Source organism: Streptomyces sp. Alt3 (assembly GCF_030719215.1).
Lineage (GTDB): Bacteria > Actinomycetota > Actinomycetes > Streptomycetales > Streptomycetaceae > Streptomyces > Streptomyces glycanivorans.
The window spans coordinates 1,929,577-1,952,560 of record NZ_CP120983.1 but is presented as its reverse complement, the minus strand read 5'-3'; the positions used below and the strand labels follow the sequence as shown (position 1 = coordinate 1,952,560).

Below are 22,984 nucleotides of genomic sequence, written 5' to 3'. Positions count from 1 at the left end.
GTACGAGGACGACTCCGACCAGGCCGACGGGATCCAGGCGCGCCGGCCGGAGCCGCTGACCACGACGGACTACGGCGTCGTGGACGACAGCGGCGAGGGCGTGCTGTTCCGCAGGCCCGGGGGGATCCGCGGCAGCTGGCAGACCCCACGGGCACTGAGCGGCACGGAGGACGCCCCCGAAATCGCCATGTCCGTACAGGAGTACAGCAACACGCTCGTCAGCGACCGGCCCGCCCTGCGGATCTCCCCGGACCGCACGCTCGCCGTCGAGAACGGTGCCTACGGGCAGCAGGTCTTCGCAACGGAGCAAGCCGTCGCGAACGCCTCCGTGAAGCTGGCACGGGCGGGCCTCGCGGTGCGGCTGCGGGCCGATCAGGGACTGAGCATCATCCTGCCCACCCCGGACGGGGGCACCAGGCGGCTGTTCCGTGTCGTCCCCGCCTTCCTGACCCGCTCCGGCGAGTCGACGGAAGAGATCTGCCGGGACTTCGCGGACATGCTGGCCGACGGTGCCCGCACCTCGCACATGGTCTTCCGTGGTCCCGGGGGCGGACCGGCGGTCACGGCGCCCGTCAACGCCTCCGACGGCGCGGAGGTCACCGGTACCCATCACCTCGCGGACACCCTGAGCCACGTCGCGGACGGTGACATACCGGCGGAATCCGCGGATCCGGCCTGGGCGGCGTCCCTCGCCCGCCGGGACGACCGGCCCACCGGCGGCGACGGGGGCCCGCTGCCCGGCCGCGCGTACGGCAGCGCGCTGAGCCTCGACCAGCCGGACGACCCGCGCCGCGACGCCCTGTCGGACGCCGCACACCGGATCGGGGTCAACGAGCACGCGTGGGCCGACATCGGCGAGGGCTACGTCGTCCAGTCCGTCGCGGCGGCCGGCGCCCAGGGCCAGCCGAGCCTGGAGCAGAACTTCGCCAAGCCGCAGAACGCGGCCGGAGGCGCGCACTTCGGCTACCACTTCGCCACGGTCGTCCTGGCCAGCGAGGACGGCAGCCACCAGATCTCCCTGGAGAACCACGCGCGTTCCTCGGTACGCAACCACCGGCACCGCAGAACGGTCCGGGCGAACCTGGACTCCCTCACGGTGGACGAGATGCGGGAGAACGCGGATCTCCTGCGACAGGAGATCGAGGGAAGGCAGGAGGCCGGGGACGACGGGCACCTCGCTGAGCTGCGCGGCCACCTCGACCTGACGCTCGCCATGATCAGGGCCGGCCAGGCCCGTACGGAGATGCTGGCGGCGCCGGCCGGTTCGCCGGAGCGCGCCGCGGCCGAGCGCACGCTGGAAGCGGCCACCCGAGCGGCCGCGACGCGCGTCGGACAGCTCGAAGCGGTCATCCCGGGCAAGCGGCAGTGGTACATGCGGATGTACGCGCAGCGTCCCGGTGAGTCGGCCCACGACACCAACGCGGAACTGCTGTCCGACAAGCCCTCCGCCGAGGCCAACCCGTTCACCGCCGTCGTGCTCCGCGGACAGCTGGCGCTGCCGGTCTCCGTCACCTTCGCCAAGGACGCGCACCGGACGCCCGAGAGCGCGAAGCACCCCGTCCGGCACCTCGCCAAGGTGGTGGCCAGGGCGGGGCTGTGGAACGCCGCGAACGGGCTGCCGCTGCCGGACGTCAGGATCAGCGGGACACGCGGCGGGCGCCTGCTCGGCCGGGACCTCACCAGGACACGTGCCGAGGCGGTCGCGGCCTCCTTCCGGCAGGAGCTCGCCGACGCTCTCGCGGAATACCAGGAGGGAACCCCGCAACCGCACCTCACCGCGGACGGCTTCACCGTGGAGCCCGTCGCGGTGCGCGGCCGCCGGCCCTCCACCGGAGACGCGGGTACCGCCACCGTCGACATCACGGTCGACGACCACCGCGGCGGGCCCCGGGACGTCGCCACCCGCGGTCCGCGCGGCGGTTCCCAGCGCCTGCCGGGCGGCTCGCGCGACGACGGCGCCGACCCGGTGGCGGAGCAGTGGCCCATCGGCCGTCCGGTCACCGTCGGGCGTCCCCGCTACGGAGTCGACCCGCGCTTCATCGTGTCCGCCGCCGACGTGCCCGACGCGGGCACACCCTCCGCCGGCACACCCCCGGACACCGGGAAGGGCAAGGGGCCGGCCGCCCCGGACGCGGACGACGCGACGGCCACGGCGGGCCCCCGGCCGAACCGGTGGTTCACGTACACGCGTGACGCCGAGTCCCGCCCGGAGCCCTTCCGCTACGAGGTCGCAGACACCGGCCACATCCGGCTCCCCGGAGGGGACGAGATCCCGCCGACCGGGTGGGCCAGGTTCGGTCACGACTTCGTCCACGGGACGGGCGCGATCCTGCGGGGCGACAGCGGCTGGATCGGCCGCGTGGACAACATGGAGACGCTCTCGCTCCTCATGGCGGACCTGGACCAGGAGCCCGCACCCCACCGGGTCGTGGCGGACGACTCGGCCCTGTACCTGGTGCCGGAAGGCGACGGGGACTCGGCACTGCGCATTCCGCTGCGGGGGACCGCCGACGCCACGCCCCCCGGGCCGTCTCCGTCCGAGCCGCCCCGTGCCCGCCTCGACGACCGGCCGCGCGTCGTCGTGCGGTCGGCCTTCGACGTACGGCGCTTCACGCACGCCGGTGAGACCGTCACCGACCTGACGGTGCGGCTCGCCCTGCGTCCCGGGGACGGAGAGGCGGACACCGACGCCGTCCTGGCCCGGGTGCTCGAGGGCGTGGAGGAGTTCTACAACCGGCCTGGGCACAAGCTTCCCGACGGGGACCGGTTGCACGTCACCGTCGAGCCGGTCCGGCCGGACGAGAACCCCCACCTGACGGTCGATCTCGTGGGCCGTGACCAGCGGATGAACCAGCGGGCGTGGTGGGCCGACGCAGACCCGGCGGACTTCGCGCACGAACTCGCGCACCAGCTGTTCCTGCGCGACGAGACGCGCGACGCGAGCAACCCCGGGCGGCTCCACGCGCCGGGCAGCCTGCTCGGGCCCTTCCGGGAGCAGGCCCCCGACGGCCTCGCGCAGACCGGTCTGCGCCCGCGCCACCTCCAGCTGTGGGCGGCGGTGGCCGGGGACATCGACGTGCACACCTCGCCGGAGGGGACGAGCTGGGCCGACGCGCGGACGGACGCACCGGCGGAGAGCCGGGAGCCCGTGTGGGTCGACCCGGTGTCGCTCCCCGACGCCTCGCCGCAGTCCGGTCCGGACGGTGCGGTGCCGCCCCCGCTGCCCCCCGGACGCGACCTCTCCCCGCTCGCGGAGGAGTCCGACGACTCCGATTCCGACTCCGACGACGAGGCGGCCGATCCGGGCTGGCTGGACACCGTGTTCGGCCCGCACCGGGGAAACATCCCCCGGGCCCGGCTCCGCGAGGCCTCCGAGGCGCTGCTCGACCTCGTCCGGGAGGAGGCGGCCACCCACCCGACGTCACGTGAGCTGCGCCACGGCCTGAACCGCGTCACCCGCCAGGTCCTGCACATGGCCGCCGGGGCGCGGCCGGGCCCCGCGGACTTCCTGCTGCTCGGTTCGCTGGCGCTCGACGCCTCCTCCGACGACCTCGCGAGCGCCGAGCAGCTCGCCGTCTACTTCATCGAGCGGCAGATCGAGACCGGCCGCGGCGCCATGGACGAGGGCACGCTGCTGCGCGACGACGACGGGGCCGTCGTCGGGCGTGACTTCACCGGGCGAGGGCTGGCCGCCCCCGAGCCCGCCTCCTACGCCGTGCGGGGCCGGGGCCGGGTCATCCCGCGTCCCGCCCCGTGGCAGAACCCGTACATGGTCGTGGCCAGGGCGGCCGGTCACGCCGTCGAGGTGACCATGCCGGGGCGTACCTTCCGGGTGGACAGCGCCGACGAGCTGGCCATGCTCATCTCGTACGACTCCCGGCGGCCCCGTGGCGCCGACATCGTCCTGGCGCTGCCTCCGGAGTACGCCGCGACCGTCGCCCTCCTGGTCACGGGGACGACCGGCCGCCGCGTCTGGTATCCCGAGGCCCCGGTCGACGTCGCCACGCACCCCACCGCCGGGACGCGCCACCTCATGCTGGACCTGAACGACGGCAACACCGGGGCGGGCTGGGCATCGAGCGACCCGTCCGAGGGCGACGGCCTGCCCGGAGCCCGCGACTTCGACAGCGACACCGACGGCGGGCCCGCCCCGGACAGCGACGACGACCGGTCCAGTACCGAGGGAGACGCGGAGTTCGACCGGCTGGCCGACCAGGCCGTCCTCGAACGGCAGATCGAGGGGCTCCGCCCCCGGCCGCTGACGACGCGTGACTACGGCGTCATCGACAAGCGCGGTACCGGGGTCCTGTTCACGCGGCCGCTCCCGCCCGCCGTCGGCGAGGTCCGGGCAGGCACCGGCTCCGACGCCCTGGTCCTGCCGCGCCAGGACCAGGGGACCGTCCCCATGGCCGGCCGGCCGCCGCTGCACATCTCCGAGGACCGCACGCTGGCGATGCTCGCGGGCGACGGGGACACCACCGGCCGCGGCCGCCAGGTGTACGCCACCCGGGCGGCGATCGAACGCTCCTCGACGCGGCTGACCGCGGCAGGGGCCGGGGTCCGGCTGAAGGCCGACGAGTCGGCCGGCGTACTGCTGCCGAAGGAGGACGGTTCCTACGGCGAACCGCTGTACCGGGTGGAGCCGGAGTTCCTGACGGCTTCCGGCGCCTCGGAACACGCCTTCACCCGGACCTTCGCCCAGATGGTGGCCGGCTCCACGAACGCCCCCTTGTCCCACATCGCCTTCCGCGGGCCCACCGGCGCCGTCGTCTCCACCGCCCCGGTGAACGGACAGCACAGCCGTGAGGTCACCGGGACGCACCACCTGGCCCAGGCGCTGACGGAGGTCGCCGAGGGTTCGCGCCCCGCCGCCGAGGTGACCCCCCGCTGGGCAGCCCGCCAGGCGGGCAGGGACAAGCGCTTCACCGGTGGCGTGGTGGGCGCGCCCACACCGGGCGAGCGCTACGGCCGGGCCCTGAGCTACGAGCCGGACAACCCGCTGCGCACCCCGCTGGCGTCGGCCGCGCGGCGCATCGGTGTCAACGAGTACGCGTGGGCGGGGGTCGGAGAGGGCTATCTGATCCAGTCGGTCAGCACCACGAACGACGGCGGCGCGCAGTTGTTCACGCACAACCACGCCAAGCCCGGCGACCGGGTGGGCCCCCACGCCCCCTACCACTTCGCGCAGGTCGTGCTGGAGAGCGAGAACGGCACCCACCAGATCACGCTGGAGAACGAGACCCACTCCCGGACCGCGATCTCCCCCGAGGCCCTCGACGACGTCATCGACGAGAACCTCGACCGCTACGGGGAGCACCAGCTCCTCCAGCTGGCCCGCGGCGCCGAACGGCACGTCGCCGAGGCGCGGGAACGCGGCGCGGACCGGTCGGAGACCGACGGTCCGGAGGGCTTCGCCCGGGTCGCCAGGGCCCTGGCCGCCGTCCACGACGCCGAGCAACTGCCCGCCTTCTTCGACGAGGACCGGCCCGAGCACGCGCTGGCACTGGGCGAGGTGGACCGGGCCCGCTCCCGCGCGAGGGAAGCGATCCGGGACGCAGCGCCGGTGATGGACGACAAGGACCTCTGGTCCTTCCGTGCGTACAGCAAGCGGCCCGGTGAGTCCGCGCACGAGGTCAACGCGGCACTGCTGTCGGACTTCTCGCCCGCAGTGGCCAATCCGCTGACGACGGTGGTGCTGCACGGCCACGCGCCGCGCTGGCACCAGCAGGCGATCCACTTCGACGAAGGGGACCACGGCGTCCCCGCCGACGCGGACGGCACGATCGACGGCCTGGCGCAGTCACTGGCGCGGGCGGGACTGTGGAACCGCGCCAACGGACTCCCCATGCCCAAGATCACCCTCACCGGGCACGGCAATCGCTCGCAGGCCAGCGGACAGGACCGGGCGGACGCCGTCGCGAGGGCGCTCGCGACCAGGCTGGGCCAGATCCTGACCACCCTCCAGGCGGACACGGGCGGACCGCGTGTCGGCGTGCGGGACTTCGGTCTCACCAAGGCCGCCAAGCGGGTGCGCAGGGCGACCGACCCGGCCCAGGGGCGCGTGGTGACGATCGAGATCGACGACCAGCGGCTCGTCCCGCCGGGTTCGTCGGCGCCGTCGGGGACCACCACGCCCGTCAGGGAGACTGCCGCGTCCGAGCGGCCCGCACCCGACCGGGCCTCCGGATCCCCGGGCACCGGGCAGGAGACGGCCGAATCCCCGTCCGCCGGGCCCGAGGAGACCGCCGAGCGCCTGACGGTCCCCACCCCCGAGCGCGGCAGGTCCCGCTCCCGGGGCCGTTCCGCGGGGCCCGGCCCGGAGCGCAGGAACAGCGACGCGCCCCCGTGGGTCATGGCGCGCATCCGCTATGCCGAGGAGTCCGCCGCCTTCGACCGTCGGCTGGGCGAGTACCTGGCCGAACACGAGGCGGTGACCGCCGAGTTCCGGAAGATGGCGAGTGCCGCGTGGGCGGCCGCGCGCATGAGGCATCCGCGCGCGCTGGCGACGTTCGGCGACACCAGCAAGTTCAAGGCGGGCGTCGTCGGCACGTCCCGCGACGCCCTCCAGCGAGTGCTGAGGAGCGGAAACCTGCGGGAGCTCGTGGCGTTCCTGTACGAGGGGATCTCCGAGAACCTCGTGCCGGAGATGCTCGGCGGCGTGGAGGAGCAGCACCCGGAGATCGCCGCCGAGCGGCCGAGCCGCCGGCAGCGGGAGGCCTACGCCGAGTACATGCGGCGCGCCATCGAGATCCAGCAGTCGGCCATGACCCTCGAGGAGAAGGAGGCCGCCGTCAGGGAACTGCCGCGGCCCGTGGCCGATCCGCCGCACCCGGACACCGCGCGCCCGCCGCTGAGCGCGGCGGAGCGCCGGATCGCGGTCGACGAGGCCGGACTGACCTGGATGCCCGCGACAGCGGTGTACGACCTCGCGATGAGCGCCGACTTCCAGGGCCGGTCCGAGGACTCGGGCGGCCTGGTGGCGACCGGCACCGCCGGGTCCACGTACCGCTTCGTGCTGCACGCCGCCCGGATGCGGGACCAGTGGGGCCTCGACCTGGACCTCGGTCTGATCCGGGCCGGGATGCTGGCCATCTCGCTCACCGTCGGCCACCACACCGCCCATGAGGTGATGCGCGGCGCCCAGCTGGCACTGGACGGCGTCCCCGGCCACGACCCGGCCCTGGACTACACGGACAACTGGGGCCGGTACTGGAACGTCCATCCCCTCGGCGAGCGGGAGCTGAGGGAGAACGTCGCGCGGGACGGGCTCTTCCCCGACGAGCACGCGCAGGCCCTGCTGGACGAGCTGGAACCGAAGCCCGTCGGCGGCGTCGTACGGCAGGACGGCGCGCACACCCGTGCGACGCTTCCGCACCGTCCGGTGCACACCCGACCCGTCGCCTCCGAGCCGAACCACCCGGCTCCTCAGATGCCGACCGCTCCCGCCCCGCACCAGGGCACCACCGCCGCGTCGCCCCAGGTGTCGCCCGACGACGCGGAACGGCACCGCGAGGCGATCCTCGACGCCCTGTACGGCCTCGGCGCCCTCAACGGCGTCGACCGGGGGCGGGCCGCCGAGGGCCTGGAGCGTCTCGACCGGCTGAGGCACGCGGACCCGGAGCTGCGCGGCGGTTTCCTGGACCTGGACGCCCTGGTCCGCCGGACGCTGCTCCTCGATCCCTCCGACACCGTGAACGCCGCCGCCCGCGGCGCCCTCATGCGGCTCGTGACGGACCCCTCCACCGCGGGCGCCCGCACACTGAGCGCGGTTTCCGCCCACTACCTCGTCCGGCGCGGCGCCTTCCACACGGACTTCCGGCTCACCGACGCGCAGGGCCGCCCGCGCGGCTGGAACTGGCTCGGCCAGGTCCTGCCGGCCGACTTCGACCCGGGCTCCACCGGCCGCGTCTCGCGCGCCCCCGACGGCACGACCGGCCACAGCGGGCCCGAGACCGCGCCGTGGCTCCCCACCCCGGGCCACCCCGACCCGTACCTCGTGCTGCTCGGCGGCCGGCCGGACGCGGTCGTGGTGCGGGGACTCGGCGGCTTCGCGCGTCCCGTCCCGCCCGAGGTCCTCAACGAGCTGATGGCCCTCGACCGGGGCCTCGCCGGCCGGCCGGGACCGCTGCTGCTGCACGTCGCCCGGTCCGAGGCCGCCTCCCTGGACCTGCCGCGCGGGCTCGCCGACCGCCTCGGCAGAGAGGTGTGGGCCACCACCGGCCGGTCGGCCATCGGGCGCCTTCCCGGAGCCCCGGACCGCTCGGTCGTCCTGCTGCTGGACGAGGAGAAGCAGGCGCCCAGGGGCCAGTGGTTCGCCAACACGCCTGCCACGGATCTCACTTCGCACCCTGACGCGGCGGACGGCCAGATCAGCTCCCTCTCCGTCGCCCACCACGGGAACCGGTCCACGGGCTACATCTCCATGGACCTCGCCGACTCCGACGACGGGGGCTGGTCGCGGACCCTGACCCACAGCCGGCTGGGGACGGTCACCTCGTACACGTTCCAGCGCACCTCCTACGACGCCACGCAACCCACGACACCCGTGCCCTGGGTCGAACTCAACCTGCCCACGCCGTACTTCCCCAACAACCACGGCCTGCCGGGCTCCGTCATGTGGCACACCCCGCAGGGTGAGCGGACCGACGACGGGCCGCAGTTCGCCCGCAGGCTCGCCCGCCGCCGTAGCCTGGCCTCCCTCGCCCCCGAGCATCCCGTGGTGCTGCTCGTCTGCTACGCGGCGGCGCCCCCCGGTATCGGGGAGATGCACGGGCAGCACATCGACGGACCGCTGCCGTTCACACCCGACCCGCTCGCGGACGTCGCGGTCGGCCAGCACACGGCCAACGAGACGGGCCGCACGGTGTTCGCGACCACCCTCATGAACGCCGCCGTCCAGTCGCGGAACGGCGCCCAGGAGGCCTACCTCAGTCTTCACACCGACGCACGCGGCCGCGCCTACCCGTGGAGCATGTTCCGACCGGAGCCCACGGGGGCGGCACTGGAGCAGCGGGCCCGCGACGCAGGGCTGCACCACGGCCCCGGTCCGGTCCCCGAGGCCGTACAGGAACGGACGCTGCGGCTGGTACGCGCGCTGCGCCAGATCTTCGGCCCCACGGTCGACGACGCCCCGGACCATCCGGTGCTGCTCCGGGGCATCGGTGCGCTCGACCTGATGCGCGAGGCCGATCCGTACCTGGACCGGGACGGCGCGCGCACGTTCACCCTGGACCTGTACGAGCAGCTCCTGACCGGTTACCACACGGGAGGCCTCGCGACGGGGCCGGCACCGCAGTTCACTCCGGACGCCCACCGGAGCCTGCTGGTGGAGGCGGCCCGGCGCCAGGACACGGGGCCGCGCGAACCCCTCACCCGCTGGATCGCGCTGCCGCACATCGTCCACATGCTGACCGACCTCGCCTCCACGCCCCACCGGGAGGACATCGCCCGCGACGTCCTGGGGCTCGACGTCTCGGCGCCGGTGGGCGAGGCGGAGTGGTCGCGGCTGGTGTGGGCGTCGTTCAAGGTCGCCCTGACGACCGGGCAGATGGACCAGGGCGCGTTCGCCGCCGCCGTCCTGCACCTGCCGGCGCCCGACCCGGCGCGGTTCGGCGAAGCGGTCCTCGTGGCACGGAGGGCCGCCGCCGCCGGCCGCGACCCCCGGCAGCTGAGCGAGCTGGCCGCACACCACCTGGAGCAGCAGGGCGCACTGGACCCGGACCGGCTCCTGACGGACGACGACGGCACGGCCTGGGGCCGTGCGCTGGACGGCGTGTCCCGGCCGCAGGGCACGTTCGACCCGAGCGTCGTCACCCTGCTCGGGTACGCGCCCGACGGCACGCTCGTGCCCGTCGGCACCGAACCCGCGCCCTGGTCGGCCGACCCGCACCGTCCGCGGCCCTTCGTGTACGTCGCCGACGGTGACGCCGACGGACTGCGGATGCAGGGACCGGTACCGCCCGGCGAGTTCGGCGAACTGGTCTTCCGCGACCCCGAGCTGCTCTCCGAGGACGGGTACGCCGAGGTCATCGCCGTGGTGCCGCACGGCAGGCCGTCCGGCGCGCGGCCCGTCGAGGGCAGCGTCCCCGGTGAGGGCGCCCGCAATTCGGCCCGCAACTGGTGGGCCACGCACAGCGCCACCACGCTCCACCACGACCCGGCGACCGGGACGTACACCGTCGCGGTGCTGCCGGGCCCCGGCGGTCAGCCGGCCACGGCGGGTACCTGGGGACGGATCACGAGCGCCGAGGGCGACGGACCCGGTGCCACCGGTACGGCGGTGGCCACCAACGCGAAGCCGCACCGCACGGACGGGGCGCGCGCCACCACCGGGCCGGCACCCCGGAACTCGACGCCGCCCGGGTCGCGCACGCACGGGCGACGAGCGCGTTCGTCGAGGCCGCGGCCGGAGCCGCGACGGCGGAGCGGGCCGGCGGTGACGGGACGGCGGCGGCCGACGCCTGGGCCGAGGCCGATGCCGCACGTCGCCTGCTGGAGGACGCCGAGGCACGGCTGTGGGCCCTGGGCGTCGCCCCCGACGCGCGGGACACCGGGCCGGACGACGCCGCCGACGGTGGGACGGCCGCCCCGGTCGTCCCGCGGACCGACCGGGAACGCGTATGGATCGCCGGGCAGTTGACCGACGACGACCTGCCGCCCGGTCCGGCGGGGCCCGCCGAGGACGAGACCTTCGGCCCGCGGGAACGTGAGGCGGTGGGCATCACGCTCTCCGTCGGCCAGCGGACCGAGATGATGCTGCGCGGCGACGACCGGCTGCCCGCGGGCGCGCTGTCGCCGCTGGACCTGATGCGGGTGCGGATGGCCGGCGACGGTGCCTGGTCGGACGCGATGGACACGGCCGCCGCGCGAGCGTCGAGGCGGCTGTGGGCACGGGCGTACGCGGACTTCGCCGGAACGGCCCCCGAGAACACGGGCGGGAGCGGGACCGACCGTGCCTGGGACGCCGCCGTCTCCCTGGTGCTCCCGGCGGAGCCGCACGCGGTCCTCGCCGACTCCCGGTACGCCGGTGAGGACTTCCGCGACGCGGTACGCCGTGTCGCCGGCCACCTGCTGGGAGCCTGGAACGGTACCGGGGCCGCCCCCGTGTCCGCCGTGGAGCTGGCCGACACGCTCCGCTCCGGGCTCGGCCTGCGACAGCGCCGGACGCCGCCTGCCACGGACACCGGCGCCGACGCGGACACCCCCACCGACGCCGAAGCGACCCCGGCCGCGGCCCCGGTCGCGCAGTCGGGCACCGACGCCGATATGCCGGACATCGACATGACGGCACCGGATGAACCGGTGCTCGACACCGGCGGCCTCGGCGAACTCGACATCTCCGCATGGGACGGCGTCGACCTCGGTGACTTCGACTTCGATTTCGGTGACTTCGACTTCGACCTGCTCGCAACGGGCCTCGAAGACCTGGCCGCCCCCGACGTGGACATGGCCGACGCGGAGCCGATCGGCACCGACCCGACGGCGCTGGACACGGGCGGCGCGCAGCAGGTGTTCGCCGTACCGACGACCGCGGTCCCGCCCCGCCCGCTCGCTCGCCTGCCCCGGCAGAGCCTCGTGACGTACGCCCCGGGAGAGACGCGGCCCTCGGCCGGCGCACAGGGCGACGTCGAACGCCTGGCGTTCCAGGTCGCCAGGGCCGGGCTGCGCAACCTGCGTGCGCGGGTGCCGCTGCCGAAGATCGACATCGCGGGCTTCGGCGCCGACGCACGCGGGGCCGGAACCGCGCAGGAGCGGGAACAGGCCGCCCGGCAGCGGGGCGACCAGCGTGCCCGGACCGCGTACGACCTGTTCGTCCGGAGTCTCGACGACGCGCTGCGCGCCCTCCAGACGAATCTGCCGGTGGGCCGGACCCGGCTGACCCCGAAGGACTTCAAGATCACCCAGCGTGGCCGGGCGCGCCTGCCCGGCCAGGTCGGCATCGCCGGCCTGCCGGAGCCGGTGAGCCGCGCGGACCTGGGCCGCCAGGCCACCATCGCCCTCACCTCGCCGGGGCACGCGGCGGCGGTCGAGGCGCTGGACGGGGCACGCCGCGACGACCCGGAGCTGCGCACCGGTACGTTCGACGTGGACGCGGTCGCCCGGCGCGTCCTCCACCTCGCCCCGTCCGTCCTCGTCGACCCGGAGATGCGCCGCGACCTGTACACGATGGTCGAGCGGGCACTCGCGGCCGGGCGGGCCGGCGGCCTGGCGGCGCTCACGGCGTTCTCCCTCGATGAGCAGGGCGTCCTCGCCCCGGACCGCGCCCGGCACGTCACCGTGGGCGGGACCCGGATGGCAGGCCTGAACTGGGCCGGATCCGACGTCGTCGAACTGGACAGCATGTTCATCGAGGGCCTCCGGCCGGACGGGTCCGGCGGCTTCGAGTCGATGGGCATCACGGACTTCGCCCCGTGGACGTGGAGCGAGACGCCGTACGCCGTGCTGGCCGACGGGCGCCACGACACGGTGACGGTGCGGCTGCCCGACGGCACGGCGCAGGACCTCGACGCCGCCGAATTCGCCGAACTGGTCTCCGCCGACCCGGCGTTGCAGGGCCTCCCGGACGACACCCCGATCGTGCTGGCCGTCCCCTCCGCCGGCGACCGGTACCTGGACCTGCCGCGCACGCTCGCCGACCGGACGGGCCGCACCGTGTGGGTCCACAGCGGCCAGGCACGACGCAACCCCGGCCCGGCCGGGGCGAGTACCATCGCCGTGATCCGGCAGGACGGACTGCCGCACGGCTCCTGGTTCCCGGTCCGGCCCGGCCTCGCGCCCGACGCCGACGACGGCGCACCGGACTGGCACCGTGACGTACTGACCCAGCCCGTCGTCAGCGCGCTGACCGGAGAGCAGATCGGCCGCAGCCTGCACACGCCCGGCGAGCTCGCCGGCACGCGTGAGCACAACTTCAGCCGCCTCGACCAGATGACGCTGTACGTCCACTTCGACCCCGCCACCGGGACGTACTCCGCGAAGCTCCCGCTGGACGACCCGGGGCCGAAGGACAAGGCGTACCACCTGGCCGGCCACGGCCTGCCGGGGCGGCTGGTGCTGCCGATGGCCGACGGAGGGTCGAGGACGGCGGACCGGCACGAGGCGGGCGAGTGGCTGCGCCGGCGCAAGAGCCTTTCGAGCAGGCCCGCCGACCACTGGCTCGACATGGTGGTCTGCTATTCCTCGACCCCCCAGGACGGCACCACGCAGGACCTCTCCCAGGCCGGCCACTCCTTCGCCGTGCCGTTCGCCGCCGATCCGCTCGCGGACGACGCCCTCTCCCTGGGGCAGCACCTCGCGAACGAGACGCGGCGCACGGTGCGCCTCTCCTACGCCCTGCAGGGCGCGTTCACCTACCAGGACGACCCCGTACGGGTGCTGTTCACCGACGCGAGCGGCCGCCGGTGGTGGTGGGAGACCCGCCGTCCGGAGCCCGACGAGGCCGAGCTCGACCGCCTCGCGGAACTGGCCGGATTCGAGGGTGATGCGTCGCCGCGGAGCCGTGCCGAGCTGCTGCGCCTGGTGCGGGCCATGCGTCTGCTACTCGGACAGGACGTGGAGGACGCGGACGACTTCACGACCCTGATCCGCGGAGCCGCCGCGGTCGTCAACATGTGGCACGCCGATCCGGACCTCGGCCCGACGGGACCGTTCTCGCACGACCTGCTGCGACGGGTGATCGCCGCCCACCCCGAGGCTGCGTCCGGGGTGGACCGGGACGTCACCCGCCGTGTCCTGGCCGCGGCGGCACAGGCCTGGCAGTCCGGCCCGTCCATGCCGGTGAGCCGCTTCGTGAACCTGCCCGTGCTCGACTCGGCCGCCCGCTGGCTCGGTGACACCGCGGCGGTGGACACGGCGGCCGTCACCGCGCTGAAGCTCTCCGGCCCCGACGAGGTGGACGGAGCCGGGCGGGCACGGATGTTCTGGGCGCGGGTCAAGGCCGAGGAGACACTGCTCGCTGCCCAGGACGCCGACGCGCTCACGACGAGGGTGCTCCATCTCGACCCCGCCGTCGAGGTGGACGAGGCGTTGCGCGGCGAGGCCCTGAACCTGCTCACCAGGGGTTTCGCCGCGGGCCGGAACATGGCCGACGTCGATGTGGCGGCCGCGTACGACCTGGAGTCACGGGGCGCGTTCGACCACGCCTCGGCGGCGACGACCATGGGGTCCGCCCTGGGCGGCGGTCTCGACTGGAAGGACGGCGCCGCCGCCCTCCTGCCCGGACTGGACACGTTCCGTGTGCAGAGCGGAGTCGTCGCCGCTCCGTGGGCCGGTCAGGACGCCTCGGGCGCGGCCAAGCCGGTGCCCTACCTGGTGCGGGCCTCCGTGGATCTGCAGGACGGCAACGGCCTCCATGTGACCTTCAACGGCGCTACGTACCAGGTGCGGGCCGCCGAGTTCGCCGAACTGCTCGCTTCCGACGCCGAGTTGCGGCGCAAGGACCTGACGACCCCCGTCCTGCTGATACTGGACGGTCTCGACGGGCCCGCGCCCGGCGTCGCGGACCTGGTGGCCCAGCGGCTCGGCCGCAGCGTGTGGTGGAGCCCCTTCCCGGTGGAGCTGTCCGGTACGGACGACGCGGGTGTCACGGTGCCCACGCTCGTCGGTTCGCTGATGACACTGACCAGCCCGACGGCCGCCGACTGGCGCGAGGCGCGGCCCGTCGACCGGGGCGGGGTCCAGGAGGGCCGCCGACCGGTCGATTCGCCCCTGCCCGCCGCTCCGCCGTCCGCCGCTGCCGCGACAGCTTCCTCGGGGAAGGCCCGCTCCTCGGCCGGGGACCCCATGCAGGGGGTGGAGACGGACTCCGACCCCATGGAGGGGGTGGAGACGACCTCGGCATCCGTGACCACCACGCCCGTCCGCACGGCCCCGGCCGCCCCACCGCCGCCCGCGCTTCCCACGCGCAGCCTGGTCGCGTACGCGCACGGCATCACGACACCGTCCGCGGACGGCACGGAGACCCTGCGCCTGCTGGCGTCCCAGGTGGCCGCCGCGGGGCTGCGCAACCGGCGGGCGGGCGTGTCGCTGCCACGCGTCGCCGTCACCGGCTACGGCGCCGACGCGCGCCGTGACGAGCAGGCCGCCGCGGCCAGGCGGCGCGCACAGACCGCGCGGACCCTGTTCCGGCGGCTGCTGGCGCGCGCCCTCGAGGACCTCCAGCAGGACCTGCCCGCCGGCGGACCGCGCCTGACCGTCGAGGACTTCACGGTCGGGGCGCGGAGCATGGCCCGGGCCCCCGAGGGCTGGGTGGGCACAGGTCCCCTCGACGGTGTGACCCGCGCGGAGCTGGGCCGGCAGGCGACGATCGGCATCACCCAGCCGCCCGACGCGGCAGCGATGCAGACCCTGGACACCCTGCGTCGCCGTGACCGCTCCCTGCGCGACCGCCCGCTGGACGTCGACGCGCTCGCCCGCCGCGTGCTGCACCTGGACCCCGGCGCGGGCGTCGGACAGGACCGGCTGGCGGAACTGTTCGCCCTGGTGCAACGGTCCACGGCCGCCGGCGCGGCCACGAGCCTCGCGGCCCTGGGCGCCTTCCACCTGGCCGAGCTGGGTGTGCGAGCGCCCGGCCGCGCGCGCCACTTCACCGTTCAGGGCCGCCGGGTCCCGGGTCTCAACTGGGACGACGACACCGTCGCGGAGCTGGACACGGCCAGTGGTGACGTGCTGGAGGACACCCCGTCCGGTACGTACGACGTCCTCGACACCCTGCGGACCCCGTGGCCGCAGGGCGTCACCCCCTACGTCGTGGCCGCCGACGGAGCGCACGACCGGGTGGAGGCACGGCTGCCGGACGGCTCGACGCGCGAGCTGGACGTCGACGAGTTCGTGGAGCTCGTCGCGGCGGACGTGGCGCAGGAGACGCCGGCGCAGGGCACCCCCATCGTGCTGGCCGTCCCCTTCGCCGGGGACGCCTACCTCGACCTGCCGCGCAAGCTCGCGGACCGCACCGGACTCACGGTGTGGGCGCACAGCGGCGAGGTGACGCTCAGTTCGGCGCCCGGAGCGGCGAGCACCATCGACATCGTCCGGCGGCCCGGCGTCCCGCAGGGCGACTGGATCGCGAGCGTGCCCGGCCTGGCCCCCGACCCCGACGACGACGCACCGGCCTGGCACCGCGAAGTGGTGACGCGGCCCATCGTCAGCTCCCTGAGCGGGAAGCAGATCGGCCGGGCCTCGCACCACCCCGCCGAGTACGCCCAGCACTTCGAGCAGGAGGGCCGCCACTTCGACCGGATGACGACGTTCGTGCACCACTACCCCGCCACGGGCGGGACGTCCCAGGAACACGACCTGCCGCGCCCGGGCCCCGAGGACACCGCCTACCGCCTGGACATGCACGGCGAACCGGGCGTCCTCCAACTGGCGCTGCGGGACGGCGGCGTCCGGCTGGTCGACGAGCGGGAGGCCGGGCCGTGGCTCAAGCGCCGCAAGAGCCTGGCGAGCCTGCCCGAGGACCACTGGATCGACCTGGTGGTCTGCTGGAGCGGAGCGCCCAGGGGAAGTGCCGTGCCGGCCCCGGCCACCGTGAGCGACGCCTTCCCCGGCCCGTTCGTCCCCGACCCGCTGCGTGACGTGTCCATGGGACAGCACCTGGCGAACAGCACGGGACGAACCGTCCGCCTGGCGTACAGCTCGCAGGGGGCGCGGTCGGACGGCGGCCGCTACATGCGCACCCTGTACGCGGACGCGCAGGGACGCCACCGGGCCTGGGACCTGTTCCGGCCGGAGCCCTCGGGCCCCGGACTGGACCGCCTGGCCGAGGCCGCCGGTCACCGCACGGGCGCCGGACCCGTCACGGACGAGGCGCGCGCGAGGACGCTGCGCCTGGTGCGGGCGCTGCGGCTCACGTTCGGGCACGAGGTGGACGAAGCCCCCGACTTCGGCGATCTGCTGCGCGGTGCGGCGGCGGTGGACCACATGTGGAGCAGCGACTCCGACTTCGACGCGGCCGGCCCCTTCACGCTGGACCTGCTGCGCCGGGTGACCGAGGCGCACGCCGGCGGCGCCGCCGTGGACCAGGAAGCCACCCGGCGTGCGCTGACCGCCGCCGCCGAGCAGTGGTCCATGTGGCCCGGCGACGTGCTGGTCAGCTTCGTGGACCTGCCGGCGGTGGAGGCCGCCGCACAGTGGATGCGGGACGGCGACCCCGCGGACGAGGCCGCGACCGCCCTGGACATCGATGCCGACGAGGTCGGCGTGACCGAGCGGTCACGCATCTTCTGGGCCCGGGTCAAGGCCGAGGAGGCGCTGCCCGACGCCGACCCCGGCCAGCACGAGTTCATCGCGCAGGTCCTCCACCTGCCCCCGGGCGCCCGGACGGGCCGAGCGGAGCGCGACGAGACGCTGGACCTGATCACCCGCGCCTTCGCGGTGGGCCGCGACGCGTCCGATCCGGACGCGGCGGCGGCATACGCCCTGGAGGAGTCCGGCGCCTACACCACCACCCGTCTGCGCACGGTCCAGGACGGCGCACACGGGGGCGGCCGCGACTTCACCGGCGTACCGATGCCGTCGGACGTGGACCTGGCGCGGTTCCGCACACCCGCCGGAGTGGTGGACGCACCGTGGAAGCAGGGGACGGACACACCGGTCCCGTACCTGGTACGCGTCGCCCCGGATCCGCACGACCCTGACCTCCTCCGCCTGTCCTACGACGGCGAGACGTCCAGCGTGCCGACCGCCGAGTTCGCGGAAATGCTCGCGAACGACCTGCCGTTGATGCGCCGGGAACTGACCACCCCCGTGGTCCTGGCGTTCTCGGGACCGCCCGCCGACGCCGGCGACGTCGCCCACCGGCTCGCCCAGCGGCTGGGCCGCTCCGTCTGGTGGACCGACTTCCCCGCGGACCTGTCGGCGGCCGGCGGCTCCGGACAGCCGGTGCTGGACCTGCGCGACTCGGCCGTCGCCGGGAGCGTGCCGACGGCCGACGTCTGGCACGAGACGCGTCCGGTCCGGTACACCGCGGCCGGGGACGCGCCCCGCACGCTCCCCGCGCCGGTGCCCCGGTCCACCGGCCGGGGCACCCGGAGCCCGGCCCCGTCCGAGTCGCCGTCCACCGGCTCGCTCCCGTCCCCGGGCGCCGTCGACGCCGCGTCGGACCCGGCGGGGCGGGCCCAGCCCTACTCGGCGGACGGACGGTTCGACGAGCGGTTCGCGGAGACCCTGGAGGCCTTCCCCGTGGCCACCTCCACCGACCGTCACACGGTGTGGGGCTACGGCCAGGAAGACGCGGAGTTCCACGTGTTCGTGGCCGAGATACCGGCCCTCGGACTGCGCGGCGAGTACAACTCCGACGGACCGTCCGCCGGTGGTGTCACCGACATGGCCGGGAAGGTGTACTCCGACGGCCCGGCCTGGGACTGGTACCTGCCCGGCCGCGGACTCGTCGCCTCCTCGCGCCTGCTGACGGAGCCGCACACGGCGACCGAGGACGGCCCCCCGCCCGTACCGGTCATCTGGCCCGCCACAGGGCCGGTGAGCAGCGCTCCGCCCGTCGACCCCGCCACCGTCGCCGCCGACCCGGCCGCACTGGCGGGCAGCACACTCCCCGACGCGCTGTGGCGCGACCACGACGGCCCTCTGTTCCGCTTCAGCCCCGACGGGCCCGAGCGGGTCTTCGGCGAGGGCCTCAGGGCGTACGGCCCCGACATGGTGCACCTCCTCGACCATGTCTACGGGGGCAGCTCCCTGGTCCCCACCACCGTCTTCGCGAGCACGACCGCGAACCGTCACTACGTGCGCGACAGCGCCCGTGCGAACCCGATGGGCGCCCACGCCCTGTACCACCGCTATCGCTGGCGCTACGACATCCAGGTCCCCGGCGGCATCGACGTGAACGCCACCCTGGGCCTTGCCTCGCCCTTCCCCGACCAGGAGGAAGTGCTGTTCCCCGGGGGCATCGACCGCCGGTACATCCGTGGCGCGCAGCCGATGGAGTACGGCATGCCGCTCGGACCGTACGTCGCCAACCCGCACTTCGCGCCCGCCACGCCGTCCGACGGTGCGCGGGAGGGCGACGGACCGGGGGCGGGCGACATCGGCGGTGCGCGTGGGTGATGAGATGTCCACGTGCCTTCCTCCGCGAGCCGGGCCTCCGCGCGGCGTGACCGTATGGAGCGACCTCATGCCGACCACCAGCGGACATCCGGACGGCGCCCCCGGGCCGGCACCGGCCTCCGGTGCGGCAGCCGAGCGCGCGGCGGTATCCGCCCCCGTGTCCGCGCCGCCGCCCGTCACCGTCGCACGCGGCGAGCCGGGCTTCCCCGTCCCGCCCGAGGCGATCGCGGAAGCCGGCACCGTGGCCGTGTGCGTCGCCGAGGACGGGGAGCCGGCACGGACGCGGATGCCCGGGGGCACCCACGCGGTGCCCGTCTTCACGTCGCCGCCGCCGGGGGCGCCGGCGGACCGGATTCCCGCGCACGTGACGATGACGCTTCCCGCTCTACTCGACCGACTGCCGTCCGGCCCGGACGTGCTCTTCCTCAGCCCGTCGGCCCCGGCCTCCCTGCTCCTCCCTGCGGAGGAGCTGCGTGAACAGTGGCAGCAGACGTCCGGCGCGTCCGTGTACCGGGCCAGGTCCACCGGGCGCTCCCGCACCGATTCAGGTACCCCCAGCAAGCGAGGCCAAGATGAGTGAGTCCGGCGCCGAAACCCGTGCCCCCCAGGATCCCGTACCCCCCGAGGAGTTCGTCCAGGCCGCCCGGCTGGCACCCGACCACTGGCTCTACCTGGCCGATCCGGCTTGGCAGGGGGACGGCCCGCCGCCGGAGTGGGCCGTGGTCGGCCAGTGGCGTTCCGACTCCGAGGGCGAGATCGTCGAATGGGAGGACAACGAGGACTACAGGCCGTCACCCGAGGCGATGGGATGGCCGGAACCCGCCGACGACGTGGACCGTGCGATCCAGCTCGCCACCACCGGGTACGGCCCGGTGGAGGACGTCACCTCGGCCCTGGCCAGGACCGAGGTCGCGGTGCTCGTCACGGCGGACGGCGAGCCGGTGAGTGCGTCGGCGACCGACGGCACGGCGGTGGTGCTGGTCTTCACCTCCCCCCGCCATCTCCAGGCCGCCGGGCAGCTGGGCTTCGAACGGATGCCGGTGGTGGACCTGCTCGGCCGCGTCCCCTCCGGTCACCACCTCTGCCTCAACAGCACAGCCGCCGTGAGCATGGTGCTGGCCGTGGACGGGCTGGCGGAGACGCTGCTCGGCGTCGTGACGGCGCCGAGCAGCACTGCGACGGACGGCTGAACGCGCGGCGTCCCGGTCGGCACTCCCGTCGGCCGCCGGTTGCGGGCGACGCGCTCGCATCGAGCCCGGGCGGATCGAGGAGTACGTACTCCGCTTCCACCCTTCGTGGCCGTGTTCCTGCCCCGACACACGCCGGCGGCCGAGCTCTCCGACGCCGAGCCGCTCGCCGACGAGCGAAAGCCACGGCCGCGTGCGGTGAGGGTCAGAGCTGGAGGGGCATCGTCCAGCAGTTGGACGTGGCGGGCTTGCCGGAGAGACGGTCGGTCAGCCAGGAGATCGCGTCGCCCTGGTCGGTGACGAGCGGGACGAGGTGATTCGTGAGGATCTTGTCGCCGAGGTTCGGCAGCTTGATGGCGTCATAGGTGACGTCGGCGCCCTTGCCGCACCAGTCGACGGCCAGTTGCCGTGCCTGCGAGTGCGGAACGATGTCGTCCTGCACGCCGGTCGCCAGACGCACGGGGCCGGCGGGCTTGAGCGTGCCGATGCGCTGCTTGTCCAGGGCGGCCTTCGCACGGGGGTCGGCCGCGATGACGTCCCCGATGGACCGGCCGTCGGTGGTCCACTTGCTGCTCTTGGTGAATCCGTAGCCGAAGAGCGCGTCGCCGACACACATGGTCGACGCGTCCTTGAGCGCGGCCTTCCCGGCGGCGCTGATGTTCGCGTCGACGACCGCCCGCAGGTCAGGGTCGGACTGGGCGAATCCGCTGATCGACCAGGCGAGAGCCCCGGCGAGCGCACTGCCGTCGATGCCCTTCATCACCGAGGTCAGATTCGCGGGCGGCGCACCGGAGTACGTGCCGGCGAGCGGGACGTCGGGTGCGTAGGAGGGCTGGAGCTCGGCGGCGGCGGCGCTGGCGCCGCCACCCTGGCTGTATCCGTACAGGCCGGTTCGGGACGCCGCGGTGACCGATGCCCCGGGTACGGCGCGGGCGGCGCGGGCCGCGTCCAGGAGGGCGTGCGCCTGGTCGAGCCGGTTGACGTAGGTGTGCAGGCGGTCGGTGGTGCCGAGGCCGACGTAGTCGGTGACGACGACCGCCGCTCCGGTGGCCAGGATCCGGTAGATCGCCAGGGCCTCGTATCCCACGGACACCGTGTCGCCCTTGAGGGTGAGCGGGTGCTGCAGGGCGAAGGACGGCGCGCACTGGTCGCCCTGGCCCATGGTGCCCGAGGCCAGTGCGACCAGGGGGCGTGGTCCGCTGCCCTTCCAGGCGGCCGTGGGCTCGATGTAGGCACCCGTCACGGCGACGGGCAGCCCGGCCGAGTCGGTGGACCTGTACATCAGGCGGGTCGCGGTGCCGGGCATGGGCCGGCCGTCCAGCCCGGGGATGCTCAGCCCGAGCGGCAGGGCCTCGGTGCGGACCAACGCGCCGTTCACTGCGGGAAGTTCGGCGGGCGGGGTGTAGAAGGCGGGGATGGTGACCCCGCGGGAGACGACGGGTTCCGGCGTCGCCGCGGAGGCGGGTACCGCCGACAGACCGGCGCAGACGGCGCCTGCGGCCACGACGCCGGCCAGCAGGCGCCGGCCGGGCGATGTCCCGCCGAGGCTCTTCGCCGCGGGCTGCGCGGAAGCCGGGTGCAGGGGGGAGGTGTCACGGGAACGGACTCTCTTGCGGCTCATGCTGCGCTCCTCGGTGTGGGCTGGGTGATCGCGTCGATGCCGCGCGCGGTGCCGGCGTCCACCTCCCGCCAGGCCGCGGCGGCGACGGCCGTCGGCGGGGCGCGGGCACCGGCCGTGCCGGGGCGAGCGCTCCGTCGAGGACGCGGGTGGGACGCCGTCGGCTCGGCCCGGCTGTCCGAACTGCGCGGACAGCCGGGCCGGCCGATGGTGGTCGATGACGCCTGAACTCGGTCGTTGCACGCCAAATGCCGTGCGTGGCAGCGGTGTTACTCGCTGGTCACTTACGGCAGCGTAGGTCTACGTGTCGCACAGTGACAAGACGTCTGCATGCGCCATTTCCCTGTGACTCGCTATGCTGCGGGTCACAGGAAATGAGGGCGGGGGCGACAGTGCGCGAAGCGCCGTCCGTGGAACGCGGGCAGACAACGCAGACGAACGGCAGACCGTCGCTCGTGCAGCGGCGCAAGGAGGCCCTCCGCTTCGAGATCGCCGCCGAGGCGGTGCGTCTGTTCGCCTCCCGGGGTGTCACGGGCACGACGGGCGAGGAGATCGCCCAGGCGGTGGGCATCTCCGCCCGCACCCTGTGGCGTCACTTCCCCACGAAGGAGAGCTGCGTACTGCCGCTCCTCTCGGCGGGGCTCGAGTCCGCCATCGACCAACTGGGGGAGTGGCCGCCTGAGACGGGGCTGCTGGACTTCTTCACGGGCCTCGCCCGCAACGCCGTGCTGCCCCCCGCGACCCCTCTCATCCTCGACCTGATCCGCATGACCTCCACCGACCCGGCCCTCCGCGCCGTCTGGCTCCAGGCCCACGACGACGCCCTGCCCGTGCTCGGGGAACTCCTCGCCAGGCGCACCGGCGGCAGTGCCGACGACCTGAGGACCAAGGTGCACGCGGCGACCCTCAACGGAGCGCTGCGCGCGGGGGCGGAGGACTTCGCCCGCCGGTACGGCGACGATCCCGACGCGGCGGGGTCCGAGATCGCCGCGTGCCTCCTCGACGCCCTGCACGCGGCCTCGGACGGCCTGCCCTACTGACGGCCCGGGCCGGCCGCCGGGACCCGAGGGTTCCGGTGTGCCCCCGGCGTGTGGCGAGCACGGGCCGCGCCGTCGTGCGC

General features: G+C 74.6%; 7 protein-coding genes. 6 read left to right on the top strand and 1 reads right to left on the bottom strand.

Annotation, left to right across the window (positions count from 1 at the left end; all coding sequences use genetic code 11):
- Positions 1-187: 187 nt before the first annotated feature.
- The 4 genes from P8A20_RS38675 to P8A20_RS08320 all read left to right on the top strand — a co-directional run bounded on the left by P8A20_RS38675 (position 188) and on the right by P8A20_RS08320 (position 20,249).
- Positions 188-10,639 (top strand): lonely Cys domain-containing protein, encoded by a 10,452-nt coding sequence (locus P8A20_RS38675; RefSeq protein WP_371934435.1) that lies wholly within the window; start codon positions 188-190, stop codon positions 10,637-10,639.
- Positions 10,636-19,059, top strand: a complete 8,424-nt coding sequence (locus P8A20_RS38670) for a lonely Cys domain-containing protein (RefSeq protein ID WP_371934390.1) — start codon at positions 10,636-10,638, stop codon at positions 19,057-19,059. Before P8A20_RS38675 ends, P8A20_RS38670 begins: the two co-directional genes overlap by 4 nt.
- Before the next feature lie 67 nt (positions 19,060-19,126).
- Positions 19,127-19,639, top strand: a complete 513-nt coding sequence (locus P8A20_RS08325; protein ID WP_306103246.1) for a hypothetical protein — start codon at positions 19,127-19,129, stop codon at positions 19,637-19,639.
- Entirely contained in the window at positions 19,632-20,249 is a 618-nt protein-coding gene (locus tag P8A20_RS08320) for a type VII secretion system-associated protein (protein ID WP_306103245.1), read from the top strand. The genes P8A20_RS08325 and P8A20_RS08320 overlap by 8 nt, the downstream gene beginning before the upstream one ends.
- Positions 20,250-20,451: 202 nt before the next feature.
- Here P8A20_RS08320 and P8A20_RS08315 read toward each other — a convergent pair whose 3' ends face one another.
- Complete coding sequence (locus P8A20_RS08315; RefSeq protein WP_147962707.1) at positions 20,452-21,867, bottom strand: lipase family protein; 1,416 nt, start codon at positions 21,865-21,867, stop codon at positions 20,452-20,454.
- 15 nt (positions 21,868-21,882) lie between these two features.
- On the opposite strand from P8A20_RS08315, the gene P8A20_RS08310 reads away from it, so the two are divergent.
- Together P8A20_RS08310 and P8A20_RS08305 are read left to right on the top strand one after the other, a co-directional pair.
- Positions 21,883-22,092: a hypothetical protein gene (locus P8A20_RS08310; protein WP_147962708.1), complete on the top strand. Its 210-nt coding sequence runs from the start codon at positions 21,883-21,885 to the stop codon at positions 22,090-22,092.
- Positions 22,093-22,238: 146 nt separating this feature from the next.
- Positions 22,239-22,904: a TetR/AcrR family transcriptional regulator gene (locus P8A20_RS08305; protein WP_147962709.1), complete on the top strand. Its 666-nt coding sequence runs from the start codon at positions 22,239-22,241 to the stop codon at positions 22,902-22,904.
- The last annotated feature ends 80 nt before the right edge of the window (positions 22,905-22,984 follow it).

Bases quoted from the DNA above. Each gene is read 5' to 3' on its own strand.
- P8A20_RS38675 (WP_371934435.1), top strand. From the start codon at position 188: ATGTCCGTACAGGAGTACAGCAACACGCTCGTCAGCGACCGGCCCGCC.
- P8A20_RS08325 (WP_306103246.1), top strand. From the start codon at position 19,127: ATGCCGACCACCAGCGGACATCCGGACGGCGCCCCCGGGCCGGCACCG.
- P8A20_RS08320 (WP_306103245.1), top strand. From the start codon at position 19,632: ATGAGTGAGTCCGGCGCCGAAACCCGTGCCCCCCAGGATCCCGTACCC.
- P8A20_RS08315 (WP_147962707.1), bottom strand. From the start codon at position 21,867: ATGAGCCGCAAGAGAGTCCGTTCCCGTGACACCTCCCCCCTGCACCCG.
- P8A20_RS08305 (WP_147962709.1), top strand. From the start codon at position 22,239: ATGAGGGCGGGGGCGACAGTGCGCGAAGCGCCGTCCGTGGAACGCGGG.